Origin of the sequence: Enterobacter cloacae complex sp. P13B (assembly GCF_014895915.1) — a bacterium.
Classification (GTDB): Bacteria; Pseudomonadota; Gammaproteobacteria; order Enterobacterales; family Enterobacteriaceae; genus Enterobacter; species Enterobacter bugandensis.
In genome coordinates this window covers 38,700-65,008 of record NZ_JADBQN010000043.1, presented here as the reverse complement: position 1 = coordinate 65,008, position 26,309 = coordinate 38,700, and the positions used below count along the sequence as shown (strand labels likewise).

The window sequence follows — 26,309 nt, the reverse complement described above, 5'->3', positions numbered from 1 at the left end:
GATTAAAGAGGTTTGGTAAGCTTCTAAACTAATTTTATTAGAATTAACTAAAGTTGCATTTTGTTGGTTAATAATAAATAAATTTTAATTTAGATTATGGTCATTCATTAATAACACTTAACATTAATTTCACATGATTAACTTTTAGCCGCTCCGGGCTATTACTGCAAGGTCCCTTCAACACTCAGGTTTTACGAAATGTCACCCAGCGTAACTTCTGCTTGTTGTCTGCGCGTTTTTTATTTTCCATCAGAACAATATACATAATTCACATAGATTCACAGCACAATAAACCTTTATTTATGGTTTGTACATGACGTTAAGGCAGTGAAAGCGTCAGTCAATAGTTAAAAAGATTCATCACAATTTCGCTATGAGCACAAAATCTTCTTCTGCACACCCTTCAAAACGAAGCGTGGGGGGAGTACATTATTCCGTGCTGACTTCCACGGCAGGGAGTGGCAATAATAGCGAAAAGGTTAAAGGTTCATGTCCCCTATCGAAAAATCCAGCAAGCTAGATAACGTCTGTTATGACATCCGTGGCCCGGTTCTGAAAGAGGCAAAACGCCTTGAAGAAGAAGGCAACAAGGTTCTGAAGCTCAACATCGGCAACCCCGCACCATTTGGTTTTGAAGCGCCGGATGAAATTCTGGTTGATGTGATCCGCAACCTGCCTACGGCACAAGGCTATTGTGACTCAAAGGGACTTTACTCCGCCCGTAAAGCCATTATGCAGCACTACCAGGCGCGCGGTATGCGTGACGTTACCGTCGAAGATATCTATATCGGCAACGGCGTCTCCGAACTTATCGTTCAGGCCATGCAGGCGCTGCTGAACAGCGGTGACGAAATGCTGGTTCCCGCGCCGGACTATCCGCTGTGGACCGCTGCCGTATCGCTCTCCAGCGGTAAAGCGGTACATTATCTTTGCGACGAATCCTCTGACTGGTTCCCGGATCTGGATGACATTCGCGCGAAAATCACGCCTCGCACGCGTGGGATTGTGATCATCAACCCGAACAACCCGACGGGCGCGGTCTATTCAAAAGAGCTGCTGATGGAGATCGTGGAGATCGCCCGCCAGCACAACCTGATCATCTTCGCTGACGAAATCTACGACAAGATCCTGTACGACGCGGCGCAGCACCACTCTATCGCCGCGCTGGCGCCCGACCTGCTGACCGTCACCTTTAACGGACTGTCTAAAACCTACCGCGTGGCCGGTTTCCGTCAGGGCTGGATGGTGCTGAACGGCCCGAAAAAGCACGCAAAAGGCTATATTGAAGGGCTTGAGATGCTGGCGTCGATGCGTCTTTGCGCCAACGTGCCTGCGCAGCACGCGATCCAGACGGCGCTGGGCGGCTACCAGAGCATCAGCGAGTTTATCGTCCCTGGCGGTCGCCTGTACGAACAGCGTAACCGCGCATGGGAACTCATCAACGATATCCCGGGCGTCTCCTGCGTGAAGCCGAACGGGGCGCTGTATATGTTCCCGAAAATTGACGCGAAGCGCTTCAATATCCACGACGATCAGAAAATGGTGCTCGATTTCCTGTTGCAGGAAAAAGTGCTGCTGGTTCAGGGGACGGCGTTTAACTGGCCGTGGCCGGACCACGTGCGTATCGTGACCCTGCCACGTGAAGACGATCTCGAAATGGCCATCAGCCGCTTCGGGCGATTCCTCTCTGGATACCATCAGTAATCTTAAAATCAGGCTACTTCGGTAGCCTGATTTGCATCTTCCCTCCCCTCCCCGCACAATGAAGTCCTGTCGCAGTGAAGACAAAAGGTAACCTATGAGTCAGAGCCATTTCTTTGCCCACCTCTCCCGCCTGAAACTGATCAACCGCTGGCCGCTGATGCGCAACGTGCGTACAGAGAACGTGTCTGAGCATAGTCTGCAGGTTGCTATGGTTGCTCATGCGCTGGCCGCCATTAAGAATCGCAAATTTAACGGGCAGGTGAATGCCGAGCGCATCGCTTTGCTGGCGATGTACCACGACGCATCAGAGGTGCTGACCGGCGACCTGCCTACGCCAGTGAAATATTTCAATTCTCAGATTGCTCAGGAATATAAGGCTATCGAGAAGATTGCCCAGCAGAAGCTTATCGAGATGGTGCCCGAAGAGCTGCGCGATATCTTTGAACCGCTCATCGACGAGCATCAGTATACGGAAGATGAAAAGTCGCTGGTCAAACAGGCCGACGCGCTGTGCGCCTATCTGAAGTGTCTGGAAGAGCTGTCTGCGGGCAATAATGAGTTTTTACTGGCGAAAACGCGTCTGGAAAAAACGCTGGAATCCCGCCGCAGCGAAGAGATGGACTACTTCATGCAGGTATTTGTGCCGAGCTTCCATCTATCGCTGGACGAGATTAGCCAGGATTCTCCGTTGTAATTTTAGCCGGGTGGCGGCTTCGCCTTACCCGGCCTACGTTTCTGCGCTCACGCTAAAACGGGAATAAAACCGGAATTAACACCACGCACACCACCATCACCAGCACGGTGAACGGCACGCCCAGCTTCACGAAATCGCTGAACTTATAATTCCCCGGCCCCAGCACCAGCGTGTTCACCGGCGATGAAACCGGCGTCATAAACGCCGCGGATGCCGCCATCGCGACCATCATCGCAAACGGGTACGGCGACACGCCCATGGATTTCGCCATCGCCAGCGCAATGGGCGCCATCAGCACCGCCGTCGCGGTATTCGAGATAAATAACCCTATCGTGGCGCACATGACAAACAGACAGACCATCATCATGTACGGTCCATACCCGCCGCCCACGTCCATCAAGCCTTTTACGATCAGATCCACCCCGCCGGTTTTTTGCAGTGCCAGGGCAAAGGGCATCATCCCGACGATAAGAATAATGCTCGGCCAGTGAATGGCTTTATACGCGCTTTCGGCGTCAATGCAGCGGAATTTCCCCATCAGCAGGCAGGCGATAATGGCTGCGACCGGATTAGGGATTTCATCGGTCAGCATCAGCGCCACCATCAGTACCAGACAGAAAATCGCATGGGGCGCCTGGCTGTGCGCCGGGGAGGCATCGCTCTCCTCGACCGGCATGTTGAGCACCACAAAATCACGCCCTTTTTGCCCGAGCTGGCTTATCAGCTTCCAGTTGCCGACCACGAGAAAGATATCGCCCAGCAGGATCGGCTCATCGACGACGGCCCCTTCCATTGCCACGCCATCACGCTTCAGCCCCACTACGTTCAGGCCATAGCGAGTACGGAACCCCATTTCACGCACGGTTTTACCCAGCAGTTCCGATTCCGGTATCAGCGACACTTCGGCCATCCCCACATCCAGCGCCTGGTCGGAGAAATACTCGCCGCGTAGCACCATCGGCTCCAGCAGCTGCTCGCTACAGAACTCTCGCAGATCCACGTCCGCCGTTGACATATCAATCAGCAGGACATCACGCGCGCGGAACTCTGATACCCCGTTCACGTTAACGATCACCCGGCGAAAACGACGCCAGCGCTCAACCCCGATCACGTTCGCGCCATAACGCTCGCGCAGCTTAAGGTCGTCGAGCCGCTGGCCGACCATCGGCGAGCCGGGGCGAATGGCCAGACGGCGCGCCCGCCCGGTGAGGCGGTACTCTTTGATCAGATCGCGGAAGGTACGTCGCTTCCATCCCTCTTTATTCTTATCCTGTTTGTCGCCTTTGAGGGCAAAACGGGTCAGCAGCATGTAGACCACGCCCATCGCCAGAATCACCAGCCCAAGCGGGGTGACGCTGAAAAAGCTGAAGCCCTGAAACCCTTCACGTATCAGCTCGCTGTTGACAACCAGGTTCGGCGGCGTCGCCACCAGCGTCATCATTCCGCTGATCAAACCGGCAAAGCTCAGAGGCATCATCAGGCGCGACGGCGAGCTCTGCATCCGCATTGAAACGCTCAGCACCACCGGAATAAAAATAGCGACCACGCCCGTTGAGCTCATAAACGCCCCCAGCCCGGCGACCGTCAGCATCAGGTAGATCAGCATTTTGGTTTCACTGCTGCCGGCCACCTTAACCAGCCACGCGCCCATGATGGTCGCCACGCCGGTGCGAACAAGGCCGTCGCCGATGATAAACAGGGCAGCTATAAGGATAACGTTGGGGTCGCTGAACCCGGAGAAGGCTTCCGGTAGCGTGAGCGTGCCGCTCAGCACAAACGCGACGATGACAAACAGGGCGACGGCATCCATGCGCACCTTGCCTGTGGCGAAGAGAATAATGGCGATTAAAAGCAGGCTCAGAACCCAGATCAGTTCACCGTTCACAACCTATCCTTGTCAGTGGAAGATGAGAAATTTTGCCATAAAAAAGCCCCAGCAGCGTGGGGCTATATCATGGGATTACATTTTTAGCGAGACGGTTACAACTCCGTCGGGCGCTTTTGACACCGCCAGCGCCGTCAGGGAATGAATCACAAAGTCCGCCTCGTCCAGGCGTGGAGACCCCGCCGGAACGTTAACGGCAATGACGTGGCTCCCGGCGTTCAGCCCGGCCAGCACGCCAGCGGCCGCATCTTCCACCACCACACACTCTGCAGGCGCGAAGCCCAGCATTTCTGCACCAAGCAGAAACGCATCCGGCTCCGGCTTGCCGCGTTTAACGCGCTCAGCCGTAATGAACACCTCAGGCTTCGGTAAACCGGCCGCCTTATGGCGGGCATGCGCGACCGGAACAGAGCCGGAGGTGACGATAGCCCACGGGATCTGCGCTTCATTCAGATGCTCAAGCAGTTCGCGCGCTCCGGGCAGCGCGGTAATGCCCTCGGTGTCGGTGGCCTCAATCTGCTCCAGGTATTTGAACTCCGCCTGGATCTCTTCCTCAGAACGCCCCGCTAAAAAGTGCCGCAATGAGGTAATGGCCTGTTTGCCATGGATAAAATTCAGCACGTCCTTATGGTCGATGCCGTGCCGGTCGGCCCAGTGGCACCACGAGCGTTCCACCACCGGCAGCGAATCCACCAGCGTACCGTCCAGATCAAACAGAAAACCTTTACACTGCACACGCACCTCCGTCAGGCATTAATGATTTGTTGAATTTCGTTGCTGCTTAAATGGTACTGACGCGGGCAGGCGTGCCACGCGCTCAGCATACGTTGATATTTATCCCACATAGGGGTTTGGGCGTTGAAGCCGTGCGTTCCCGCATCAAAATGGGTATAGCGCCCTTCGGTGTTCACCATAAAGCGAACATAGCTCAGATAGCGCGCTTCCGTCGCGGCATCAAAGCCTAAGAAGGTCACGCGACGTTCGTCAATGGTCTGCTGGTCTTTGAGGTTCGTCCAGGAGACGTGCAGAGCGTGATACATCTCCATAATGTCGATCACGATGCGGCAGGTTTCTTCTTTCAGCTCGCCAAACTCGCGGTCCAGTTCGCGCATTTGCAAACCAAAACCGCGTTCGACGATGGTTTGCAGGCGGCTGTAGCGCGCAGCGTTATCGGGATCAAGCATAGTCATCATCTTGTACTGGTTAGACAAAATCAGACGTTGAGCATGGGTCATTTCCATCTTTCGACTCCTGTAGCGCATTGCACTGTAAAAAAAAGACACGGTAACGGTGTGTTACTGTGCCTTCTTTTGTTAGTCGTTTCGATGATCAATCACAAGTCATCGAGGAATGTTTTATCCAGCTGCTTAAAAGCACGCTTTAACGTGTCCGCCAGCGCCTGGTAATCCGGCTTGCCTTCAACCGGGGCCCGCGCCTGCCCGGCCTCCTCCAGTTTTCCTCGCACTTCATAAAACCAGTGTAAAATAGAAGGCGGAAGCGGCGTAATAGAGCGTTTGCCTAACCACCACAGCCCCTGCATCGGCAGGCTTAACGCGAAGAGCGCCGTTGCGACGGCAGGACCAAGCTGTCCACCGAGGGCGATTTGCCAGCACAGAGTAAAAATAGCGACCGGAGGCATAAAGCGAATCGCATAGCGCGTGGCGCGGATCGTGCGATTCTCAATAAACATTGGCGCAAGGCGCTTTTCCATTGGCCACGTCTTTGCATAATGCTGTCCCCGACGAAACAGACTGAAAAAGCTCACGGACGGGATTTCGGGTGTCGACATGGCTGTACCTCAACTTCACATATAAAAATTAAAATTTTTGTGCAAAACCACAACAGGCTATGACAACGTTCAAAATATTTTGTCATCGCTACCCCGTATCGGGTATTCTGTGCCAGCCTGATAGGGCCGTAGACGAGAAGCGTTAACTCGTCAAATTATCGCATATTATGCCATTGTCTGAAAAATGTTCAAAATGGCTTAAAATCATAGGTATTTCTTCCATCCTGCCAGAATGTTCGTTTGGCATGATGTTAATCATAAACGTCTGGGTCAGCTTGCGTTACGCTTTTAGGCTCATTGACGTTTTTTTAGCCACGTATCAATTATAGGTACTTCCATGTCGAGTAAGTTAGTACTGGTTCTGAACTGCGGTAGCTCTTCACTGAAATTCGCCATCATCGATGCGCTCAACGGTGACGAGTACCTCTCTGGTTTGGCCGAATGTTTCCATCTGCCTGAAGCACGTATCAAGTGGAAGATGGACGGCAGCAAACAAGAAGCGGCTTTAGGTGCAGGCGCCGCTCACAGTGAAGCGCTGAACTTTATCGTTAACACTATTCTGGCACAAAAACCAGAACTGTCTGCTCAGCTGACTGCGATTGGTCACCGTATCGTCCACGGCGGCGAAAAATACACCAGCTCCGTTGTCATCGACGACTCTGTTATCCAGGGCATCAAAGACTCTGCCTCTTTTGCTCCGCTGCATAACCCGGCGCACCTGATCGGTATCGCTGAAGCGCTGAAGTCCTTCCCGAATCTGAAAGACAAAAACGTGGCCGTGTTTGACACCGCGTTCCATCAGACCATGCCGGAAGAGTCTTACCTCTATGCCCTGCCGTACAGCCTGTACAAAGAGCACGGCGTACGTCGCTACGGCGCGCACGGCACCAGCCACTTCTATGTGACTCAGGAAGCTGCAAAAGTCCTGAACAAGCCGGTTGAAGAAGTCAACATCATCACCTGCCACCTGGGCAACGGTGGTTCTGTTTCTGCTATCCGCAACGGTAAATGTGTTGATACCTCTATGGGTCTGACCCCGCTGGAAGGTCTGGTTATGGGTACCCGTTCCGGTGACATCGACCCGGCGATCATCTTCCACCTGCACGACACTCTGGGCATGAGCGTTGACGACATCAACAAAATGCTGACCAAAGAGTCTGGCCTGCTGGGTCTGACCGAAGTCACCAGCGACTGCCGTTACGTTGAAGACAACTACGACAGCAAAGAAGACGCGAAGCGTGCAATGGACGTTTACTGCCACCGTCTGGCGAAGTACATCGGTTCTTACACCGCGCTGATGGATGGTCGTCTGGACGCGGTTATCTTCACCGGTGGCATCGGTGAGAACGCGGCAATGGTACGTGAACTGTCCCTGGGCAAACTGGGCGTTCTGGGCTTCGAAGTCGATCACGAGCGTAACCTGGCTGCCCGCTTCGGCAAGTCTGGCTTCATCAACAAAGAAGGCACCCGCCCGGCTATCGTTATCCCAACTAACGAAGAGCTGGTCATCGCGCAAGACGCGTGCCGCCTGACTGCCTGATTCCACACCGCCAGCAATGCTGGCGGTGCTGTTTTGTAACCCGCCCAACGCGGCGGTAACGAAAGAGGATAAACCGTGTCCCGTACTATTATGCTGATCCCTACCGGAACCAGCGTCGGCCTGACCAGCGTCAGCCTCGGCGTGATCCGCGCTATGGAACGCAAAGGCGTTCGTCTGAGCGTCTTTAAGCCTATTGCCCAGCCTCGTGCCGGTGGCGATGCGCCAGACCAGACCACCACCATCGTGCGTAAGAATTCCAATCTTCCTGCGGCTGAACCGCTGAAGATGAGCCACGTTGAGTCTCTGCTCTCCAGCAACCAGAAAGACGTGCTGATGGAAGAGATCATCGCCAACTACCACGCTAACGCGCAGGACGCGGAAGTGGTGCTGGTTGAAGGCCTGGTCCCGACCCGCAAACACCAGTTTGCCCAGTCCCTGAACTTTGAAATCGCGAAAACCCTGAACGCAGAGATCGTTTTCGTGATGTCTCAGGGGACTGATACCCCAGAGCAGCTGAAAGAGCGTATCGAACTGACGCGCAGCAGCTTCGGTGGTGCGAAAAACACCAGCATCACCGGCGTGATCGTTAACAAACTGAACGCACCGGTTGATGAACAGGGCCGTACGCGCCCTGACCTGTCCGAAATCTTCGACGACTCTTCCAAAGCGAAAGTCATCAAGGTTGATCCGGCAAAGCTGCAGGAATCCAGCCCGCTGCCTGTACTCGGCGCAGTGCCATGGAGCTTCGATCTGATTGCCACCCGTGCAATCGATATGGCGCGTCACCTGAACGCGACCATCGTTAACGAAGGCGATATCAACACCCGCCGCGTGAAGTCCGTGACCTTCTGCGCGCGCAGCATTCCGCACATGCTGGAGCACTTCCGCGCAGGTTCCCTGCTGGTGACCTCCGCAGACCGTCCGGACGTGCTGGTTGCTGCCTGTCTGGCAGCGATGAACGGCGTGGAAATCGGTGCAATTCTGCTGACCGGCGGCTACGAAATGGACGCGCGCATCAGCAAGCTGTGCGAACGTGCGTTCGCGACAGGCCTGCCAGTCTTCATGGTGAACACCAACACCTGGCAGACCTCTCTGAGCCTGCAAAGCTTCAACCTGGAAGTGCCGGTTGATGACCACGAGCGTATCGAGAAAGTTCAGGAATACGTTGCGGGCTACATCGACGCAGACTGGATTGAATCCCTGACCGCGACCTCCGAGCGCAGCCGCCGTCTGTCTCCTCCAGCCTTCCGCTACCAGCTGACCGAGCTGGCGCGTAAAGCGGGCAAACGCGTGGTTCTGCCAGAAGGCGACGAACCACGTACCGTTAAAGCGGCGGCCATCTGTGCAGAGCGCGGTATCGCGACCTGTGTGCTGCTGGGTAACCCGGACGAGATCAACCGCGTTGCGGCGTCTCAGGGCGTTGAGCTGGGCACAGGCATCGAAATCGTTGACCCGGAAGTGGTTCGCGAAAGCTACGTTGCCCGTCTGGTTGAGCTGCGTAAGAACAAGGGCATGACCGAAGCCGTTGCGCGCGAGCAGCTGGAAGACAACGTCGTGCTGGGCACGCTGATGCTGGAACAGGACGAAGTTGACGGTCTGGTTTCCGGTGCGGTTCACACCACCGCGAACACCATCCGTCCACCGTTGCAGCTGATCAAAACCGCACCGGGCAGCTCGCTGGTCTCCTCCGTGTTCTTCATGCTGCTGCCTGAACAGGTTTACGTTTACGGCGACTGCGCGATCAACCCGGATCCTACCGCAGAACAGCTGGCAGAAATCGCTATCCAGTCTGCGGACTCCGCGACTGCCTTCGGTATTGAACCACGCGTAGCGATGCTCTCCTACTCCACCGGCACCTCTGGTGCAGGTAGCGACGTAGAGAAAGTCCGTGAAGCGACCCGTATTGCGCAGGAAAAACGTCCAGACCTGATGATCGACGGCCCGCTGCAGTACGACGCCGCGGTAATGGCTGACGTGGCGAAATCCAAAGCGCCGAACTCGCCGGTTGCCGGTCGCGCTACCGTGTTCATCTTCCCGGATCTGAACACCGGTAACACCACCTACAAAGCGGTACAGCGTTCTGCCGACCTGATCTCCATCGGGCCAATGCTGCAGGGCATGCGCAAGCCTGTGAACGACCTGTCCCGTGGTGCGCTGGTTGACGATATCGTCTACACCATCGCGCTGACGGCGATTCAGTCTTCGCAGCAGCAGTAATGTTTTGCCGGATGGCGCTTCGCTTATCCGGCCTACAGGACCGTAGACCCGGTAAGCGCCAGCGCCACCGGGCAACAAAAAGGCGACCACACGGTCGCCTTTTTTTATTACAGCAGCTCCCGCGCCGCCGACACAATGTCATGCGCCGTCAGGCCATACTCTTTTTGCAGGAAGTCCTGTGTGCCCACCTGGCCGTAACGCTCCTTCACGCCCACGCGACGCATCGGCACCGGGCAGGTCTCCACCAGCACTTCCGCCACCGCTGACCCGAGACCGTTGTGAATACTGTGGTTTTCGCAGGTGACGATGCGCCCGGTTTTCTCGGCATAGTTTTTCACCAGCATTCGATCGATAGGCTTCAGGGTAAACATGTCGATGACCGCTGCGCTTACCCCCTCCTGTTCCAGCTGGCGCGCCGCCTCCAGCGCTTCCGCCACCATGATGCCGTTGGCAATGAGCGTGATATCACTTCCCTCGCGCAGCACGTTGCCTTTGCCAATGGTGAAGGTTGAGCCCGGCGCATAGACGCTCGGCGCCTGCTTGCGGATGGTGCGCACCCAGTAGAAGCCTTCGAGATCGATAAGCTGGCGCAGCACATCCTCGAACATCACCGCATCGGTAACTTCCAGCACCACCGAATGCGCCAGACCGCGCACGATGCCCATATCCTCGAAGGACATGTGCGTCCCGCCGTTGTGGCAGGCCGTCACGCCCGCATCCGAGGCAATCACCTTCACGTTGTTGCGCTGGTAGTCCAGGGACATAAACAGCTGGTCGAAGCAGCGACGGCTGGCAAACGCGGTGAAAGTGTGCACGAACGGCTTACGGCCGGTGAGCGACAGCCCCGCCGCAGTGCCGATGACGTTGGCCTCCATAATGCCGCAGTTAATCACGTGCTGCGGATAATCGCGCGCTACGCCGTCCATCGCCATTGAGCTCATCAGGTCCGCTTCCAGGGCGATAATCTCGCTGCCGGCCTCAATCTGCTTTGCCACAAAGCCCGCGTAGACCTTGCGCATCTCAACGGCGTCTTTCTGTCCTGCCGGTGCAACCTTAATCATGTGAAGCCTCCAGTTGGCGAATCGTCTCATTGAGGGCCGCTTTGCTCTCCGCGGTCAATCGCAGGTGGTGCGAGTTGCTGAGCTGTTCCAGGTACGGCACCCCCTGCCCTTTGATGCTGTCGAGGATCACCACCCGCGGACGCGCATCGGCCTCCGGTACCCTTGAAGTCACCTTCAGCAGTGCCGGAATGTCATCCCCTTTGACCGTCACCACATCAAAGCCAAAGGCGCGGAATTTGCCCTCAAGGTCGAAGGCACAGATGATTTCGTCCAGTTCGCCGTCGAGCTGCTGTTTGTTCCAGTCCACGAACACGGTCAGGTTGTTCAGACGATGGTGAGCGATAAACTGGAACGCTTCCCAGCACTGGCCTTCGTTCAGCTCGCCGTCGCCAACGATGCAGAAGACCCGATTCGGTCGCCCGGCCAGCCTGTGTGAGAGTGCCATACCGCCCGCAATGGAGATCCCCTGCCCCAGCGAGCCGGTGGTGGCATCCACGCCGCGCGTTTTCAGGCGGTCCGGGTGGCTGGGCAGACGAGTGCCGTTCTGGTTCAGCGTGCTCAACTCTTCAACCGGGAAGTAGCCCTTAATCGCCAGGGTGCTGTAGAGCGCCGGGCCTGCATGACCTTTCGACAGCACAAAGTAATCGCGCTCAGGCCAGTCCGGATCCGCCGGGTCGATCTTCATCACGGCGCCGTACAGCACCGCCAGGGTTTCCACCACCGACATGCTGCCGCCGTAGTGCCCAAAGCCCAGCTGCGTCAGGGATTTGAGGGTTTCAAGACGGATCTGACGCGCCAGTTCGGTTATCTCGTTCTCATTCATGATTTGGCTCCGGTATTTTCCTGCGCGTTACTACCCGCAGGTTTGTTTTTCGCGAAGATGTTGTAGGCCACCAGCAGCGCGAACAGCGCCACAACCAGCCCGGTGATGGCAAGCGGTGACAGGAAGCGCGCCAGGTTGCCCAGCACAATCCCGACCGCGCCGAAGTCGGCGTCCGAGAAGGTGGTGTTAGCAAAGCCAATCGCACCCAGTACCGGCAGCAGCAGGACCGGGAGGAAAGTAATCAGCAGGCCGTTAGCAAAGGCGCCTATCATTGCCCCGCGGCGTCCACCGGTGGCGTTACCGAACACGCCTGCCGTTGCGCCGGTGAAGAAGTGCGGCACTACGCCCGGCAGGATCAGCACCCAGCTAAACTGACCGCAGATCAACAACCCCACAATTCCCCCGAGGAAGCTGAAAAGGAAGCCAATCAGCACCGCGTTTGGCGCATACGGGTAGACCACCGGGCAGTCCAGCGCCGGACGCGCGTTCGGCACCAGTTTTTCCGAGAAGCCGGTAAAGGCCGGGACGATTTCCGCCAGAATCAGGCGCACGCCCTGCAGGATGATAAACACGCCCGCCGCGAAGGTGATCGCCATGATGATGGCGTAGACCAGGTAGTTTTGCCCGCCGCTAAAGGTGGCCTCGACGTACTCACGCCCGGCGCTTACCGCCATGATCAGGTAGATAATCATCATGGTCAGGGAGATGGAGATCGAACTGTCGCGCAGGAAGCTGAGGTTTTTCGGCAGGTTCATCTCTTCGGTGGAGCGCGAGCCTTTGCCGACCCTGCTGCCAATCCAGCCGGACAGCACGTAGCCCAGCGTACCGAAATGACCGAAGGCGATCTCATCGTTGCCGGTAATACGCTTCATATAGCGCTGCGCAATCGCCGGGAAAAAGGCCATAATCAGGCCGAGGATCAGCGAACCGGTAAAGACCAGCCCCACCCCTTCAAAGCCCGCGACCGTCAGGATCACGCCGATCATGCACGCCATGTAGAAGGTGTGGTGCCCGGTCAGGAAGATGTACTTCAGGCGGGTAAAGCGCGCGACGACAATGTTCGCCACCATGCCGAAGGCCATGATCAGCGCGGTCGAGGCACCGTATTTTTCCAGCGCGATCGACACAATCGCTTCATTGTTTGGAATAATGCCCTGGATATTAAAAGCGTGCTCAAACATGCCGCCTAACGGGTTTAACGACCCCACCAGCACCGTGGCGCCACCGCCCAGTACAATAAAGCCGAGAATCGTTTTAATTGTGCCTTTTACGACATCAGAAAACGCTTTTTTCTGCGCGACCAGACCAATTAACGCGATTAAACCCACCAGCACCGAAGGGACTTTTAAAATATCGACAACGAAATTCAGCGTTTCAAGGATAAACATATCCACCTCGCCTTGTCAGGGTTATTGTCTGTCGAACCAGGCGCGCAGCTGCGCTTCGAGTTCGTTGATATCAATGATGTTATTGATCACCACCAGCTGGCTTTCCGGCACGCTGGCGCTGGCCGCGATGTCTTTCGCCATCACGAACAGGTCCGCCGCGCCCGGCGTGGCGGAGGAGAGATCGGAGTGTTCAACCTCGGCCTCAATGTCCAGCTTTTTAAGCACTTTTTTAATGTTCATTTCGACCATAAAACTGCTGCCCAGGCCAGAACCGCAAATAGCCATGATTTTCATTGTTGTCCCCTTATTTTGAGTAGAGCACGCCCCATCACGCTGGCGCGTAATGTTGTGAATAATCGGATTAAAAAAATTAAATCAGAAGCGGTCAATAATGGCTTTAATGTCCTCCAGGGTATTCGCCTGATGTAATTTCTCCATATCTTCGTCGCTGGAAAATAATTCAGCGAGCGCGGATATCATTTCGATATGGCTATGTTTATCTGGTGCCGCGAGCATAATAATCAGATCGACAGGGTCAAACTCTCCGGCACCAAAAGAGACGCCCTGTTTTAGTTTTAGTAATGACAAGCCCAGTCCCTTGGCGCCTTCCTCCGGCCGCGCATGCGGCATGGCTAGCCCTGGTGCCAGCACATAATAGGGTCCTAACGTATGGTGCTGCTGAATGATTGCCGTCACGTATTCCGGTGCAATTACCTGCAGATCCAGCAGCGGTTTCGCGCATATCTCCAGCGCCTGTGGCCAGCTTTCCACGCTATCCTGCAGCGTGATGGTTGTATCATATATCCACTTTTTGAGCATTTTCCCTCCCGCCAAACGCTAAAGATGGGCAAACTTTATTCAACCCATCAATCATTGACTGCGATCGCGATCACAAAGATAGCGCTACCAATTACTAACATGCAGAAATGTGATAGCGCTATCAAAATGTAATCATGGTGTGAAATCACAGCAAAAAAAGGGATTTAAGGCGTATACTGCCTGTCACCTGAAATGAAGGAAAAAAGAACGCGTCTGGTCAGCAGGAAGGTGTATGTCTTTAACCCGAAAACGGCGCAGTACCGGAAAAGTCACGCTCGCTGATGTCGCGCAGCTTGCCGGAGTCGGCACGATGACCGTCTCCCGTGCGCTCCGCACGCCCGAACAGGTTTCCGATAAACTGCGTGAAAAAATTGAAGCTGCGGTGCAGGAGCTGGGCTATATGCCCAATCTCGCCGCCAGCGCACTGGCATCCGCGTCCTCATGGACGATTGCGATGGTTGTTCCCAACCTTTCCGAAGCCGGTTGCTCTGAAATGTTTGCGGGCCTACAGCAGGTGCTGCAGCCCGCCGGATACCAGATCATGCTGGCAGAGTCCCAGCATCGGCTTGAGCAGGAAGAGAAGCTGCTTGAGACCCTGCTGGCGTCGAATATCGCCGCCGCGATTTTGCTCAGCGTCGAGCACACCGACACCGTTCGCCACTGGCTGAAAAACGCCTCAATTCCGGTAATGGAGATGGGTGCGATGCGCGCCGATCCGATCGATATGAATATCGGGATCGATAACGTGGCGGCCATGTACGAGCTGACGGAAATGGTGATTAGGCGCGGCTACCAAAATATCGGCCTGCTGTGCGCCAACCAGGAGCAGTGGATTTTCCAGCAGCATTTGCAGGGCTGGTACAAGGCGATGCTGCGCCATCATCTGTCGCCGAACCGGGTGATTAACGCGGCGATGCCGCCGAGCTTCTCGACCGGCGCGGCACAGCTGCCAGAGTTCTTGCTGGTGTGGCCAGAGCTGGATGCGCTGGTGTGCGTATCAGACGAGCTGGCCTGCGGCGCGCTGTATGAGTGTCAGCGTCGACGCATTAAAGTGCCGGACGATCTGGCTGTCGTGGGCTTTGGCGATAGCGACGTGAGCCGCGTCTGCCAGCCGCCGCTGACGACGATGGCGGTACCGCATCGAAAGATTGGGATTGAGGCAGGTAAAGCGCTACTGGAACGTCTGAATGACGGAGACTGGCGCGACCAAAAACCCATCGCGTCCAGCCTGTGCCTGCGGGAAAGCTGTTAAGGCTTACTCAGCCTCTTCCTCTTTTTCCGCTTTGTTTTCCGGCTTAGCGGATTCGTTTTTGGCGTTGCGGGTCATCCACAGCGCCAGCGCTTTTAACGAATCCGGCGTGAACTCGTCGCAGCGGGCGGTAATCTCTTCCGGCGTCATCCAGCAGACTTCGCTCACTTCCTCTTCCTGCAGGGCGAAAGGCCCGTGGGAAACGCAGCTAAACAGTCCACCCCAGACGCGGCAATGTTCGTCTTCGAAATAGAACTGCCCGTGCTCGGCAAACGGCACCCCGGCGATACCTAACTCTTCTTCCGCTTCACGGCGTGCGGAATCCAGCAGCACTTCATCGGCCTGCACGACGCCCCCCGCGGTGGCATCAAGCATGCCCGGAAGAAAATCTTTGGTGTCCGTGCGGCGCTGGACCAGAATCTTGCCCATGCCGTCATGCACAACGATGTACGTTGCACGGTGACGGAGGCGCTCTGCACGCATTTGTTCGCGGCTCGCCTGCGCGATCACTTCATTTTCTTCGCTGACAATGTCAACCCATTCAGTACTTGCCAAATGATTCTGCTCCACCATCGGGAAACCTTCTCGTCTAAGCGCTCTTTCGGCGCGTTTGCAGTTGTGGTGTAACTTACGGATTAATCGCTACCTGCGCAATAACTTGCTGATCATTAAGTGCGATAACGCTCAGGGTATTTCCATCCAGCAGGCCATAGCTCGCAGGATATCCGCCTTTCGGAATGCTGACCGACCCCGGATTAAAGTGATAAATCTCACCGCGTTTTTCAGCCACCGGAATATGAGTATGGCCGTAAACCAGGACATCGCCAGCCGCGAGCGCCGGGAGATTATCCGGGCCGAAAAGGTGTCCGTGGGTAAGAAACAGGCGGCTGTTTTCCAGCAGAACCTGTTGCCATGGCGCGGTAAGGGGAAAATGCAGCAGCATCTGGTCGACTTCGCTGTCGCAATTACCGCGAACGGCGATAATGCGCGAGGCTAACGGGTTAAGCTTTTCCGCCACCTGCGCCGGGGCATAGCCTTCCGGCAGCGCATTGCGCGGACCATGATTTAACACATCCCCCAGAATCACCAGCCATTGGGCCCCGCTTTGCGAAAACAGAGAAAGCACTCGCTCGGTCGCGGGCAGCGATCCATGGATATCTGACGCAAACATCAGTTTCATCCGTCACTCCCTGGTAAAAAAACTGCCCTTATCATACCTGAAGCGTCAGGGCTTATCAGCCCGCGCGCTTAGCGGAGAGTGCCACATAGCGCTGTACGGAGGCTCGCTGCCACTGGAACGCCGCATAGTCCACCAGCAGTTGAGGGACCTCATCGCCGTTGAGGATCAAACGGTTCAGCATCAGCGCCAGATCGGTATCGGCAATACACCATTCACCGAACAGGTTCGGGTTGCCGTGAGCGAGCAGCGAGGCTGCAGTTTCAATCAGCTTTTGCGCGCTGTCGACGCCTTCTGCGCTGAGCGCTGGCTTTTTCACACCGGCAAACACGACATCCGTGGAGCGCTCGACGCGAATCGGCACCAGGTCGCTACGCAGCCACGCCTGGATCTGCCGGGCGCGGGCGCGCTTTTGCAGATCGTGAGGATAGATGCGCTCCCACTCAGGCGGCGCAAAACGATCTTCCAGATATTCATCGATCGCCGAGGATTCGCTCAGTGCAAAACCATCCAGTTCCAGCACCGGCACGCGTCGCGTCAGGTCGTAACCCTGCCACTGGGGTTTGAGGTGTTCACCACCGTCGAGATCGACGGTCTTCAGCGTAAAAGAGAGCCCCTTTTCGGCCAGCGCGACGTAAACGCTCATAACATAGGGAGAAAAGAAATTCGCATCGGACCACAACGTAATTACGGGCTGGTTCATAACATCCTCATCGGCTGATCGGTTTTTACTCAACATATAATCTCTTTGCTTCGCTGTCACTTGATGAAAACTCACGATTTACAACAAGCACCTATACTCATTTGTCATGGCACCACTATTCGCATGGACAGGAGTTGAGAATGATTGACCTTTATTACGCCCCTACCCCAAACGGCCACAAGATCACCCTCTTTCTCGAAGAAGCCGAACTGGATTACAGAATCATCCGCGTGGATATCAGCAAAGGCGAACAGTTCAACCCTGTGTTTTTGGCTATCTCGCCCAACAATAAAATTCCGGCCATTATTGATAGCCAGCCGGCGGACGGAGGCAGGCCGTTAAGCCTGTTTGAATCCGGTGAAATTTTGCTTTATCTGGCAGAGAAAACCGGCAAGCTGCTGAGCGGTGAACTGCGCGAGCGTCACCACACTCTGCAGTGGCTTTTCTGGCACTCAAGCGGCTTTGGGCCGATGCTGGGGCAGAACCACCACTTCACCGCCTTCGCGCCGCAGACCATTCCTTACGCCATTGAGCGATATCAGGTTGAAACCCAGCGTCTTTACGGCGTTCTGAACCAGCGGCTGGAGAAAACACCGTGGCTCGGGGGAGACCATTACAGCATTGCCGATATCGCCTGCTGGCCGTGGGTAAATACGCATGATAAACACCGGATTGACTTAGCGTCTTACCCGGCGGTGAACAACTGGTTTGAGCGTATCCGGACCCGCCCGGCCACCGAACGCGCAATGCAAAAAATCCAGCAGGTTTAATCACCTATGAGGCTGGGTGGCTGAGAGGCTCTCATGTATTATGGGCGGGAAATACTGACACGGAGAAGACCTGCAATGTCACAGCCAGACGCTATTATTCGTATAAAAAATTTACGCTTGCGCACGTTCATTGGTATCAAAGAGGAAGAGATTGCCAACCGTCAGGATATTGTCATTAATGTGGTGATTCACTACCCGGCAGACAAAGCGCGGGCCAGCGAAGACATCAATGACGCGCTGAACTATCGCACGATCACTAAAAACATCATCCAGTACGTGGAAAACAACCGCTTTTCGCTGCTGGAGAAATTAACCCAGGATGTGCTCGATATCGCACGCGATCATCACTGGGTCACTTATGCTGAAGTAGAGATCGATAAACTTCACGCCCTGCGCTATGCCGACTCCGTCTCCATGACGTTAAGCTGGCGACGCCAGGCGTAAACCTGGAGGTTGTATGAAGATTCTGCTGACCGGCGGTACAGGCCTGATTGGGCGCCATCTCATTGCGCGTTTGCAGGCGCTGCATCACGACATTACCGTAGTGACCCGCAGCCCGGAGAAAGCGCGCCAGGTGCTGGGCGCGGGGGTCGATATCTGGAAAGGGCTGGCCGATCGGCAGAATCTGGACGGCTTCGACGCCGTCATCAACCTTGCGGGTGAACCCATCGCCGATAAGCGCTGGACCGAAGAGCAGAAACAGCGGTTGTGCAGCAGCCGCTGGAACATCACCGAGAAGCTGGTTGAGCTGATTCGCAACAGCCAGACCCCGCCGTCGGTGCTGATTTCAGGCTCTGCGACGGGCTATTACGGCGATCTCGGCGAAGTGGTGGTGACCGAGGAAGAGCCGCCCCACAACGAGTTCACCCATAAACTCTGCGCCCAGTGGGAACGTATCGCCAGTGGGGCGCAAAGCGATCGAACCCGCGTTTGCCTGCTGCGCACCGGCGTGGTGCTCGCGCCGAAAGGCGGCATTCTGGGTAAGATGCTTCCTCCCTTTAAGCTGGGGCTCGGCGGGCCGATCGGCAACGGGCGTCAGTACCTGGCTTGGATCCATATCGACGACATGGTTAACGGCATTATCTGGCTGCTGGATAACGATCTGCGCGGGCCGTTTAACATGGTTGCGCCGTATCCGGTGCGAAATGAACAGTTTGCCCACGCGCTGGGGCATGCCCTGCACCGTCCGGCGATATTACGCGTACCTGCGACGGCGATTCGGCTGTTGATGGGTGAAGCGTCCGTGCTGGTGCTGGGCGGTCAGCGCGCGCTGCCAAAACGGCTGGAAGCGGCCGGGTTTGCGTTTCGCTGGTATGACTTAGAAGAGGCGCTGGGAGATGTGGTGCGCTGAATATGTTACAGTGATACGCCATGTTCCGATGAAATGGCGTAACAATGGCAACCATCACTACATCCCGACTTCACCTCACCCCTTTCGAACCCTCTGACTGGGCGTTCTTCCGCTCGCTGCGCGAAAACAGCGACATCATGCGCTATATGGCCGCGATTGCGCCTGAGAAAGAGACCCGACGCGTGTTTGCCGCACGCCTGATGGCGGAGCATGTCTTCGTGATCCGCTTTCGGGATGACGATACGCCGCTGGGCGATATCGGCCTGCAAATCAGCCCTGAGAATCATGAAGAGGCGGACATCGGCTACACGGTTGTGCCTGCCGCGCAGGGAAAAGGCATCGCCAGCGAGGCGCTGCGCGCGGTGTGTGATTATGCGTTCAACCAGACCGGCGTGAAGGCGATTAACGCGTACGTGCTGGCGGACAACGGCGGGTCTGTACGGGTGCTTGAGAAAGCCGGGTTTGTGCGCACGCAGGTGCTTGAAAAGGCGTATGAGATTGACGGCGTGCGGTATGACGACTGGGTGTATCGGCTGGAGTGAGGTGCGGCTTGATGCCCTCACCCCGGCCCATTCCCTCTGGGAGAGGGAGAGCTCCCGTTACTTCAGGGAGCCTTTAAGGAACTGCTGCAAACGCGGGCTTTGCGGGTTCGCCAGCACCTCATCCGGATGCCCCTGCTCTTCAATTTTCCCCTGATGAAGGAAAATCACGTGGTTCGAGACGTTACGGGCGAAGCCCATCTCGTGCGTCACCACCACCATCGTTTTGCCCTCTTCGGCCAGCTTCTGCATGATGCGCAGCACTTCGCCGACGAGTTCCGGGTCCAGCGCGGAGGTCGGTTCGTCGAACAGCAGCACTTCCGGCTCCATCGCCAGCGCGCGGGCGATAGATACACGCTGCTGCTGGCCGCCGGAGAGGTGTACCGGATACTTCATCTGCTGGCGCTCGTCGATACCCACTTTCGCCAGGTATTTCACCGCGCGCTCGCGGGCTTCCTGCTTGCTCAGGCCCAGTACCTGAACCGGCGCTTCCATCACGTTCTCCAGCACCGTCATGTGGCTCCAGAGGTTGAAATGCTGGAACACCATCGTCAGGCGCGTACGCAGCAGGCGCAGCTGATGCTTATCCGCCACCTTCAGCTGGCCGTCTTTGTCACGCACCAGGTTGATGTTCTGCCCGCTCACCACAATCGAGCCTTCGCTCGGCTTTTCGAGGAAGTTAATGCAGCGCAGGAAGGTACTTTTACCCGAGCCGGATGAACCGATGATACTGATTACGTCGCCTGCGTTAGCCTGCAGCGACACCCCTTTCAGCACTTCATGTTCGCCGTAGCGTTTGTGCAAATCAATAACGTTTAATTTGTTCTCAGCCATCATCTTTCTCAGTGCGTCGAAGAAGGTTTTATATGCTGCAACCAGCGTTTTTCAGCCTTACGGAACAGGCTAATCAGAACATAAGAGATAATTAAATAGAGCACCGCCGCAATGCCAAACGCGGTAAACGGCTGATAGGTCGCGGAGTTGATATCGCGCGCGATTTTGAGCAGGTCCGGCACCGTGGCGGTAAAGGCGAGCGCGGTGGAGTGCAGCATCAAAATCACTTCGTTGCTGTAGGCCGGTAGCGCAATGCGCAGCGCCGACGGCAGAATAATGCAGCGGTAAAGCTTCACCGAGGAGAAGCCGTACGCGCGCGCCGCCTCGATCTCACCGTGCGGCACGGAACGAATGGCCCCGGCGAAAATCTCGGTGGTATAGGCGCAGGTATTGAGCGTTAGCGCCAGCACCGTACAGTTCAGGCCACTGCGGAAGAACGCATTCAGCATTTCCGTGCCTTTTACGATCTCCAGCGTATACATCCCCGAATAGAACACCAGCAGCTGCACGTACAGCGGCGTGCCGCGAAACACATAGGTAAACAGCCAAATCGGGAACTGAATAAATTTATTGTTCGACACGCGGCCGATGGCGAGAAACACCGCCAGAATGCCGCCCATCACCACGGAAGAAATCAGCAGCCAGAGTGTGATCGCCACGCCGGTAAAGCGGTAGCCATCCGTCCACAGCAGGGATTTCCAGTATTCCTGAATAATCTCAATCACAGGTCAGCCCTCTTCACACCCACGGAGTAGCGACGCTCGAGCAGAAGCAGCACACCATTGGAGACGGTCGTAAAGACCAGATAGATCGCGCCGCAGACCACCGCAAAGTAGAACGGCTCCCAGGTGCTCTTGCCCGCCAGCTGAGTCGCTTTCACGACGTCTTCCAGACCGAGCAGCGAGACCAGCGCCGTCGCTTTGAGGATAACCTGCCAGTTGTTGCCGATGCCCGGCAGCGCATAGCGCATCATGGCCGGGAACATAATCCGGCGAAACGTTTGTGAAGAGGTAAAACCAAATGCGGTTGCCGCTTCAATGTGTCCTCTGGGAACCGCCATGTAAGCGCCACGGAAGGTTTCCGTGAAGTAGGCACCGTAGATAAAACCGAGGGTGATAATACCGGCCACCATCGGGTCGATATCAATTTGTCCCATGCCCATCGCATCCGTCACGCTGTTCAGGGCAATCTGCAGGCCGTAAAAAATAAGCAGCATCAGCACCAGATCGGGTACGCCGCGAATGAGCGTGGTATAGCCTTCGAAAATGAGCGCCAGCGGTTTGTTAGCCGAAAGCTTCGCCCCTGCGCCCGCCAGACCTATCAGCACCGCCAGCACCACGGAGCTGATAGCCAGCTCAAGGGTGACAAGCGCGCCCTGTAAAATAACGCCAGAAAATCCGTACAGCATACCGCGAGCCCTGTCGTATCGTGAGTGGTAAACCGTGTCTTATCCCCTCCCCCAGCGGGAGGGGCCGCACGTTATTTGACGGAGCGATTAGCCGCCGTACACATTGAAATCGAAGTACTTTTTCGCCAGCTTGTCGTAGGTACCGTCAGCGCGCATTTCAGCAAACGCTTTGTTCAGCGCCTCACGCAGTTCGTTGTCTTCCTTACGCAGGCCCATACCGGTACCCACGCCAAAGAGCTTCTCGTCCTTAATGGACGGACCGCCGAACTTGTAATCTTTGCCTACCGGCTGCTTCAGGAAACCTTCGCTTGCCGCGACTTCATCCTGGAATGCCGCATCAATACGGCCTGCCGTCAGGTCTGCGTAAATATTTTCCTGGCCCTGATAGGAGACGATTTCGATCCCCTTCGGCGCCCAGTGTTCGTTACCGTAAGTTTCCTGCGTGGTGCCCTGCAGCACGCCCACGCGTTTCCCCTTCAGCGACTCGAGGGTCGGTTGAATGTCAGAAGACTTAGCCACTACCAAACGTGAATCGGCCGCATAGAGCTTGTCGGTGAAGGCAATCTCCTGCTGACGTTTCTCGGTGATGGAAAGCGAGGACATAATCACGTCTATTTTTTTTGCTTTCAGTGAAGGGATCAGCGCATCCAGCGGGTTCTCTACATAAGTACACTGTGCTTTGATGCGTTTGCACAGCTCATTGGCCAGATCGATGTCAAAACCCACCAGTTCACCCTTTGAATTCTTCGATTCAAACGGCGCGTAGGTGGGATCGGTGCCAATACGAATTTTCTGCGGAATGGCTGCGAAGGCCGCGGTGGCGCTGGAAAAGGCCAGTACCAGAGATAATGACAACACGAGTTTTTTCATATTTGTCCTCAACAAACTGTCTTCATACGGTTTTTTTACGACGACGGGGTGGGGTTAATGTGCCATTAATCCACGCTGTCAGGCAAAGAATAATGCCTTTCAGACGGGAATTTTTGCATTATAAATGCTTAAGTATGCACGTAGTGACCCAATATGGTGCACAGATTGCACCATATTGAATCATCCACACCCGCGACGCACCACGCTGGTGCGTTAGTCACCGTAGACGTTGAAGTCGAAGTATTTCTTCGCCAGTTTGTCGTAGGTACCGTCTTTGCGCAGCTCCGTGAATGCTTTGTCAAAGGCGGCTTTCAGCTCTTTATCGTCCTTACGCAGGCCGATGCCGGTGCCGTCACCAAAGTATTTTTTGTCTTTCACGGACGGGCCCGCAAAGGCGTAATCTTTACCAGCCGGCTGCTTCAGGAAGCCTTCGCTCGCCGCGACTTCATCCTGGAATGCGGCATCCAGACGGCCTGCCGCCAGGTCAGAGTAGATCAGATCCTGGTTCTGGTAAGCCACCACGTCGACGCCCTTCTCGCGCCAGTTGGCATTCGCGTAACCTTCCTGAGTCGAGCCCTGGAGCACGCCCACATGCTTGCCTTTCAGCGAGTCGATGGTCGGCTGGATCGGGGAACCTTTCGCGGCAATCAGACGCGAATCCGCAGCGTAGAGCTTGTCAGAGAAGGCAATCTCCTGCTGGCGTTTTTCGGTGATGGAGAGAGAAGAGATAATGGCGTCGATTTTCTTTGCCTTCAGCGACGGGATTAACGCGTCGAAGTCGCTGCCCACCCATGTGCATTTCACTTCCATACGTTTGCACATTTCATTTCCCAAATCGATATCAAACCCCACGAAATCGCCTTTCGCATCCTTGGAAGAGAATGGCGCGTAGGTTGCGTCTGTACCGATACGAACCGTCTGTGGAAGCGCTGCGTAGCTACCTGCCGCCGCACTTAACCCCACCAGCAAAGACAGAGCCAGAACCGTCTTCTTCATACATTTACCCTCAAGTACCGTGATTTTATTATGTATTGTGTTGTGTGTTGTGTTGCAGGCTTCTCTTGCAGGTCTTATGCCACATTGCCGTCTGGTCAAAAGTTCGACGTTAAATATGTTAATAAAACGTTGCGATATTGCCTTAATGGTGAAAGATAGCAGGTCTGCCGAACGAACCGGAAAGAGAAAAAGGGAAAAAGCGAATTAAATGTCGAGGATATGATCGCCGTTGCATAATTGCCCTGAAACAGGGCAACGTCTCTTTTCATGCACAGCATTTGTGCACAGAATCAGGCTCCCTGCCAGCGGGTGAAGAGGTCTTCGGGCAGGTCGATGTCAAACTGATCCAGCACGCGATTGACGGTCTGATTGATCACATCGTCCAGCGACTGCGGTCGGTGATAGAACGCCGGCACCGGCGGCATGATCACCGCGCCCAGCTCGGCGGCCTGGGTCATGAGGCGCAGATGGCCCAGGTGCAGCGGCGTTTCCCGCACGCAGAGCACCAGCGGGCGGCGCTCCTTCAGCACCACGTCCGCCGCGCGCGTTACCAGCGTGTCGGTATAGCTGTTCACAATCCCGGAGAGCGTTTTGATTGAACAGGGCAGGATCACCATACCGGCGGTTTTAAACGAGCCTGAGGAGATGCTGGCGGCGATATCGCGGGCATCGTGAACCACGTCCGCCATCGCCTGGACATCGCGCAGGGAGAGATCCGTTTCAAGGGAGAGGGTTTGCCGCGCCGCCTGGCTCATCACCAGATGCGTTTCCACTTCTGCCACGTTACGCAAAATCTGTAGCAGGCGTACGCCGTAAATCGCGCCGCTGGCACCGCTGATGCCTATTATGAGTCGTTTCATGATTTCGCCCTTGCTGAATTCTGGGCTGACTGTGCAGGATTTTGCGGGGAGTTGCAAGTGAGGGCGAGCGCCCTCACCTGCGGAGAGATTAACCTTCGTTGTGCATCTCTAAGCTTTCGAGATCGTTTTGCAGCTGAACGGCTTTCGCATCGTCGTTGCGCAGCGAATCAAGGTAGTCGAGGTACTGCTGGTCAACGTCTTTCGTCACGTAGACGCCATTGAACACGGAGCATTCGAACTGCTGAATCTCCGGGTTCTCGGCGCGCACCGCGTCGATGAGATCGTTCAGATCCTGGAAAATCAGGCCGTCGGCACCGATGATCTGGCGAATCTCATCTACTTCACGGCCGTGAGCAATCAGCTCGTTGGCGGTTGGCATATCAATGCCGTACACGTTCGGGAAGCGAATCTCCGGCGCGGCAGACGCCAGGTAGACTTTCTTCGCACCCGCTTCGCGCGCCATCTCGATAATCTGCTCAGAGGTGGTGCCGCGAACGATGGAGTCATCCACCAGCAGAACGTTCTTGTCGCGGAATTCCGCGCGGTTGGCGTTCAGCTTACGGCGCACCGACTTACGGCGCAGGTGCTGGCCCGGCATGATAAACGTGCGGCCAACGTAGCGGTTCTTCACGAAGCCCTGACGGTACGGCTTGTCCAGAATGCGGGCGATCTCCAGGGCGATATCGCAGGAGGTTTCCGGGATAGGAATAACTACGTCAATGTCGAGATCGTCCCACTCGCGGGCAATCTTCTCGCCGAGCTTCGTGCCCATATTGACGCGCGCGCTGTAGACGGAAATCTTGTCGATGAACGAATCCGGACGGGCAAAATAGACGTATTCAAACAGGCACGGGTTGCTGACCGGGTTGTCGGCACACTGACGGGTGAACAGCTGGCCCTTCTCGGTGATATACACCGCTTCGCCCGGCGCAACGTCGCGCAGGAATTCGAAGCCCAGAGTATCCAGCGCCACGCTCTCAGAGGCAACCATATATTCGGTACGGCCATCGCCGAGGTCGCGCTTGCCCAGCACCAGCGGACGAATGCCGTTTGGATCGCGGAAGGCGACCATGCCGTGACCGATGATCATCGCCACGCAGGCGTACGCACCGCGGATCTGGCGGTTGGTCGCGGCAATGGCAGCGAAGATATTGCCTGCTTCCAGCGGGTAGTGACGGAAGTTATCCAGCTCGCTGGCGAACACATTGAGCAGGATTTCTGAATCAGAGGTGGTGTTAATGTGGCGACGTTTCTCTTCGAACAGCTTCTTACGCAGCTCATGAGCGTTGGTCAGGTTGCCGTTATGGGCAAGCGTGATGCCATACGGTGAGTTGACGTAGAAAGGCTGTGCCTCAGAGGCGCTGGAACTGCCAGCAGTAGGATAACGAACGTGACCGATCCCCATATTACCTTGCAGACGCTGCATATGGCGGGCTTCAAACACATCGTTTACCAGGCCATTGGCCTTACGTAAACGGAAGCAGTTGTTTGCATCAATGGTGATGATACCCGCAGCATCCTGCCCACGGTGCTGAAGCACCGTTAACGCGTCATAAATCGACTGGTTTACCGGCATGAAACCGGCGATACCGACAATACCGCACATTCGTCTTTTCCTCGTTAAGCCACATC

The 26,309-nt window shown here is 55.8% G+C and carries 28 protein-coding genes; 9 read left to right on the top strand and 19 right to left on the bottom strand.

Annotated elements, in window-relative coordinates; all coding sequences use genetic code 11:
* The first annotated feature begins 489 nt into the window (after positions 1-489).
* Positions 490-1,704 (top strand): alanine transaminase AlaA, encoded by a 1,215-nt coding sequence (gene alaA, locus IM273_RS18450; protein ID WP_003861471.1) that lies wholly within the window; start codon positions 490-492, stop codon positions 1,702-1,704.
* A 94-nt stretch (positions 1,705-1,798) separates the two neighbouring features.
* Positions 1,799-2,398: a 5'-deoxynucleotidase gene (gene yfbR, locus IM273_RS18445; protein ID WP_028013935.1), complete on the top strand. Its 600-nt coding sequence runs from the start codon at positions 1,799-1,801 to the stop codon at positions 2,396-2,398.
* A gap of 52 nt (positions 2,399-2,450) precedes the next feature.
* Here yfbR and IM273_RS18440 read toward each other — a convergent pair whose 3' ends face one another.
* The 4 genes from IM273_RS18440 to yfbV all read right to left on the bottom strand — a co-directional run bounded on the left by IM273_RS18440 (position 2,451) and on the right by yfbV (position 6,072).
* Positions 2,451-4,283: an SLC13 family permease gene (locus IM273_RS18440; RefSeq protein ID WP_028013936.1), complete on the bottom strand. Its 1,833-nt coding sequence runs from the start codon at positions 4,281-4,283 to the stop codon at positions 2,451-2,453.
* Positions 4,284-4,358: 75 nt separating this feature from the next.
* Positions 4,359-5,018 carry a sugar phosphatase gene (locus IM273_RS18435; protein ID WP_193050966.1) on the bottom strand — a complete coding sequence of 220 codons (660 nt, stop codon included), beginning with the start codon at positions 5,016-5,018 and terminating at the stop codon, positions 4,359-4,361.
* 11 nt (positions 5,019-5,029) lie between these two features.
* Positions 5,030-5,524 carry a YfbU family protein gene (locus IM273_RS18430; RefSeq protein WP_003861461.1) on the bottom strand — a complete coding sequence of 165 codons (495 nt, stop codon included), beginning with the start codon at positions 5,522-5,524 and terminating at the stop codon, positions 5,030-5,032.
* Positions 5,525-5,616: 92 nt separating this feature from the next.
* Positions 5,617-6,072, bottom strand: a complete 456-nt coding sequence (gene yfbV, locus IM273_RS18425) for a terminus macrodomain insulation protein YfbV (protein ID WP_193050967.1) — start codon at positions 6,070-6,072, stop codon at positions 5,617-5,619.
* Between the two features lie 337 nt (positions 6,073-6,409).
* On the opposite strand from yfbV, the gene ackA reads away from it, so the two are divergent.
* Both ackA and pta read left to right on the top strand, forming a co-directional pair.
* A complete protein-coding gene (gene ackA / locus IM273_RS18420; RefSeq protein WP_041908924.1) occupies positions 6,410-7,612 on the top strand; it encodes an acetate kinase in 1,203 nt (400 codons plus the stop codon).
* 75 nt (positions 7,613-7,687) lie between these two features.
* Positions 7,688-9,829, top strand: coding sequence for a phosphate acetyltransferase (gene pta, locus IM273_RS18415; protein WP_041908921.1), 2,142 nt, complete (start codon positions 7,688-7,690; stop codon positions 9,827-9,829).
* A gap of 107 nt (positions 9,830-9,936) precedes the next feature.
* On the opposite strand, the gene IM273_RS18410 is transcribed toward pta, so the two are convergent.
* The 5 genes from IM273_RS18410 to IM273_RS18390 all read right to left on the bottom strand — a co-directional run bounded on the left by IM273_RS18410 (position 9,937) and on the right by IM273_RS18390 (position 13,920).
* Positions 9,937-10,890: a transketolase family protein gene (locus IM273_RS18410; protein WP_045259691.1), complete on the bottom strand. Its 954-nt coding sequence runs from the start codon at positions 10,888-10,890 to the stop codon at positions 9,937-9,939.
* The gene (locus tag IM273_RS18405; protein ID WP_028013942.1) at positions 10,883-11,713 is read right to left on the bottom strand and encodes a transketolase; all 831 of its coding nucleotides are present in this window, start codon (positions 11,711-11,713) and stop codon (positions 10,883-10,885) included. The genes IM273_RS18410 and IM273_RS18405 overlap by 8 nt, the downstream gene beginning before the upstream one ends.
* Positions 11,710-13,101, bottom strand: coding sequence for a PTS ascorbate transporter subunit IIC (locus tag IM273_RS18400; protein ID WP_045259690.1), 1,392 nt, complete (start codon positions 13,099-13,101; stop codon positions 11,710-11,712). The genes IM273_RS18405 and IM273_RS18400 overlap by 4 nt, the downstream gene beginning before the upstream one ends.
* A gap of 21 nt (positions 13,102-13,122) precedes the next feature.
* On the bottom strand, positions 13,123-13,395 hold the full coding sequence (locus IM273_RS18395; protein WP_041908914.1) for a PTS sugar transporter subunit IIB: 273 nt from the start codon (positions 13,393-13,395) through the stop codon (positions 13,123-13,125).
* Positions 13,396-13,476: 81 nt separating this feature from the next.
* Positions 13,477-13,920 (bottom strand): PTS sugar transporter subunit IIA, encoded by a 444-nt coding sequence (locus tag IM273_RS18390; protein ID WP_028013945.1) that lies wholly within the window; start codon positions 13,918-13,920, stop codon positions 13,477-13,479.
* A 232-nt stretch (positions 13,921-14,152) separates the two neighbouring features.
* Between IM273_RS18390 and IM273_RS18385 the strand changes: the two genes are divergently transcribed.
* Complete coding sequence (locus IM273_RS18385; RefSeq protein WP_193050969.1) at positions 14,153-15,172, top strand: LacI family DNA-binding transcriptional regulator; 1,020 nt, start codon at positions 14,153-14,155, stop codon at positions 15,170-15,172.
* Between the two features lie 3 nt (positions 15,173-15,175).
* On the opposite strand, the gene yfcD is transcribed toward IM273_RS18385, so the two are convergent.
* The 3 genes from yfcD to yfcF are packed head-to-tail and all read right to left on the bottom strand — an operon-like array spanning position 15,176 to position 17,049.
* A complete protein-coding gene (gene yfcD / locus IM273_RS18380; RefSeq protein ID WP_006811396.1) occupies positions 15,176-15,742 on the bottom strand; it encodes an NUDIX hydrolase YfcD in 567 nt (188 codons plus the stop codon).
* Positions 15,743-15,797: 55 nt separating this feature from the next.
* Positions 15,798-16,349, bottom strand: a complete 552-nt coding sequence (gene yfcE / locus IM273_RS18375) for a phosphodiesterase (protein WP_193050971.1) — start codon at positions 16,347-16,349, stop codon at positions 15,798-15,800.
* A gap of 55 nt (positions 16,350-16,404) precedes the next feature.
* Positions 16,405-17,049, bottom strand: coding sequence for a glutathione transferase (gene yfcF, locus IM273_RS18370; protein ID WP_047367994.1), 645 nt, complete (start codon positions 17,047-17,049; stop codon positions 16,405-16,407).
* 140 nt (positions 17,050-17,189) lie between these two features.
* Here yfcF and yfcG point away from each other — a divergent pair, with 140 nt between their 5' ends.
* The 4 genes from yfcG (at position 17,190) to IM273_RS18350 (ending at position 19,712) form a co-directional block, all read left to right on the top strand.
* Positions 17,190-17,819 (top strand): GSH-dependent disulfide bond oxidoreductase, encoded by a 630-nt coding sequence (gene yfcG / locus IM273_RS18365; RefSeq protein WP_193050973.1) that lies wholly within the window; start codon positions 17,190-17,192, stop codon positions 17,817-17,819.
* Positions 17,820-17,894: 75 nt separating this feature from the next.
* Positions 17,895-18,263, top strand: coding sequence for a dihydroneopterin triphosphate 2'-epimerase (folX, locus tag IM273_RS18360; RefSeq protein WP_028013950.1), 369 nt, complete (start codon positions 17,895-17,897; stop codon positions 18,261-18,263).
* Positions 18,264-18,276: 13 nt separating this feature from the next.
* The gene (locus IM273_RS18355; protein WP_126326766.1) at positions 18,277-19,170 is read left to right on the top strand and encodes a TIGR01777 family oxidoreductase; all 894 of its coding nucleotides are present in this window, start codon (positions 18,277-18,279) and stop codon (positions 19,168-19,170) included.
* A gap of 44 nt (positions 19,171-19,214) precedes the next feature.
* Positions 19,215-19,712 carry a GNAT family N-acetyltransferase gene (locus tag IM273_RS18350; RefSeq protein WP_193050975.1) on the top strand — a complete coding sequence of 166 codons (498 nt, stop codon included), beginning with the start codon at positions 19,215-19,217 and terminating at the stop codon, positions 19,710-19,712.
* A 57-nt stretch (positions 19,713-19,769) separates the two neighbouring features.
* Here the strand turns inward: IM273_RS18350 and hisP are convergent, their stop codons facing one another.
* The 7 genes from hisP to purF form a co-directional block, all read right to left on the bottom strand.
* On the bottom strand, positions 19,770-20,543 hold the full coding sequence (hisP, locus tag IM273_RS18345) for a histidine ABC transporter ATP-binding protein HisP (RefSeq protein ID WP_010433274.1): 774 nt from the start codon (positions 20,541-20,543) through the stop codon (positions 19,770-19,772).
* Positions 20,544-20,551: 8 nt separating this feature from the next.
* Positions 20,552-21,268 carry an ABC transporter permease gene (locus IM273_RS18340; protein WP_028013953.1) on the bottom strand — a complete coding sequence of 239 codons (717 nt, stop codon included), beginning with the start codon at positions 21,266-21,268 and terminating at the stop codon, positions 20,552-20,554.
* Complete coding sequence (locus IM273_RS18335; RefSeq protein WP_028013954.1) at positions 21,265-21,951, bottom strand: histidine ABC transporter permease HisQ; 687 nt, start codon at positions 21,949-21,951, stop codon at positions 21,265-21,267. Before IM273_RS18335 ends, IM273_RS18340 begins: the two co-directional genes overlap by 4 nt.
* A gap of 87 nt (positions 21,952-22,038) precedes the next feature.
* On the bottom strand, positions 22,039-22,821 hold the full coding sequence (gene hisJ, locus IM273_RS18330; RefSeq protein ID WP_047367997.1) for a histidine ABC transporter substrate-binding protein HisJ: 783 nt from the start codon (positions 22,819-22,821) through the stop codon (positions 22,039-22,041).
* Positions 22,822-23,034: 213 nt separating this feature from the next.
* Positions 23,035-23,817, bottom strand: a complete 783-nt coding sequence (gene argT, locus IM273_RS18325; protein ID WP_028013956.1) for a lysine/arginine/ornithine ABC transporter substrate-binding protein ArgT — start codon at positions 23,815-23,817, stop codon at positions 23,035-23,037.
* A 290-nt stretch (positions 23,818-24,107) separates the two neighbouring features.
* Positions 24,108-24,677 (bottom strand): UbiX family flavin prenyltransferase, encoded by a 570-nt coding sequence (locus IM273_RS18320; protein ID WP_193050977.1) that lies wholly within the window; start codon positions 24,675-24,677, stop codon positions 24,108-24,110.
* 88 nt (positions 24,678-24,765) lie between these two features.
* The gene (gene purF, locus IM273_RS18315; protein ID WP_057057711.1) at positions 24,766-26,283 is read right to left on the bottom strand and encodes an amidophosphoribosyltransferase; all 1,518 of its coding nucleotides are present in this window, start codon (positions 26,281-26,283) and stop codon (positions 24,766-24,768) included.
* Positions 26,284-26,309: the final 26 nt, after the last annotated feature.

Coding starts and splice junctions, on each gene's coding strand:
- IM273_RS18385 (WP_193050969.1), top strand. CDS start 14,153: ATGTCTTTAACCCGAAAACGGCGCAGTACCGGAAAAGTCACGCTCGCT.
- yfcD (WP_006811396.1), bottom strand. CDS start 15,742: ATGGTGGAGCAGAATCATTTGGCAAGTACTGAATGGGTTGACATTGTC.
- IM273_RS18410 (WP_045259691.1), bottom strand. CDS start 10,890: ATGATTAAGGTTGCACCGGCAGGACAGAAAGACGCCGTTGAGATGCGC.
- yfbV (WP_193050967.1), bottom strand. CDS start 6,072: ATGTCGACACCCGAAATCCCGTCCGTGAGCTTTTTCAGTCTGTTTCGT.
- IM273_RS18390 (WP_028013945.1), bottom strand. CDS start 13,920: ATGCTCAAAAAGTGGATATATGATACAACCATCACGCTGCAGGATAGC.
- yfcG (WP_193050973.1), top strand. CDS start 17,190: ATGATTGACCTTTATTACGCCCCTACCCCAAACGGCCACAAGATCACC.
- argT (WP_028013956.1), bottom strand. CDS start 23,817: ATGAAGAAGACGGTTCTGGCTCTGTCTTTGCTGGTGGGGTTAAGTGCG.
- yfcE (WP_193050971.1), bottom strand. CDS start 16,349: ATGAAACTGATGTTTGCGTCAGATATCCATGGATCGCTGCCCGCGACC.
- IM273_RS18405 (WP_028013942.1), bottom strand. CDS start 11,713: ATGAATGAGAACGAGATAACCGAACTGGCGCGTCAGATCCGTCTTGAA.
- IM273_RS18395 (WP_041908914.1), bottom strand. CDS start 13,395: ATGAAAATCATGGCTATTTGCGGTTCTGGCCTGGGCAGCAGTTTTATG.
- yfcF (WP_047367994.1), bottom strand. CDS start 17,049: ATGAACCAGCCCGTAATTACGTTGTGGTCCGATGCGAATTTCTTTTCT.
- hisP (WP_010433274.1), bottom strand. CDS start 20,543: ATGGCTGAGAACAAATTAAACGTTATTGATTTGCACAAACGCTACGGC.
- folX (WP_028013950.1), top strand. CDS start 17,895: ATGTCACAGCCAGACGCTATTATTCGTATAAAAAATTTACGCTTGCGC.
- IM273_RS18430 (WP_003861461.1), bottom strand. CDS start 5,524: ATGGAAATGACCCATGCTCAACGTCTGATTTTGTCTAACCAGTACAAG.
- hisJ (WP_047367997.1), bottom strand. CDS start 22,821: ATGAAAAAACTCGTGTTGTCATTATCTCTGGTACTGGCCTTTTCCAGC.
- alaA (WP_003861471.1), top strand. CDS start 490: ATGTCCCCTATCGAAAAATCCAGCAAGCTAGATAACGTCTGTTATGAC.
- yfbR (WP_028013935.1), top strand. CDS start 1,799: ATGAGTCAGAGCCATTTCTTTGCCCACCTCTCCCGCCTGAAACTGATC.
- IM273_RS18355 (WP_126326766.1), top strand. CDS start 18,277: ATGAAGATTCTGCTGACCGGCGGTACAGGCCTGATTGGGCGCCATCTC.
- IM273_RS18320 (WP_193050977.1), bottom strand. CDS start 24,677: ATGAAACGACTCATAATAGGCATCAGCGGTGCCAGCGGCGCGATTTAC.
- purF (WP_057057711.1), bottom strand. CDS start 26,283: ATGTGCGGTATTGTCGGTATCGCCGGTTTCATGCCGGTAAACCAGTCG.
- IM273_RS18350 (WP_193050975.1), top strand. CDS start 19,215: ATGGCAACCATCACTACATCCCGACTTCACCTCACCCCTTTCGAACCC.
- IM273_RS18335 (WP_028013954.1), bottom strand. CDS start 21,951: ATGCTGTACGGATTTTCTGGCGTTATTTTACAGGGCGCGCTTGTCACC.
- ackA (WP_041908924.1), top strand. CDS start 6,410: ATGTCGAGTAAGTTAGTACTGGTTCTGAACTGCGGTAGCTCTTCACTG.
- IM273_RS18400 (WP_045259690.1), bottom strand. CDS start 13,101: ATGTTTATCCTTGAAACGCTGAATTTCGTTGTCGATATTTTAAAAGTC.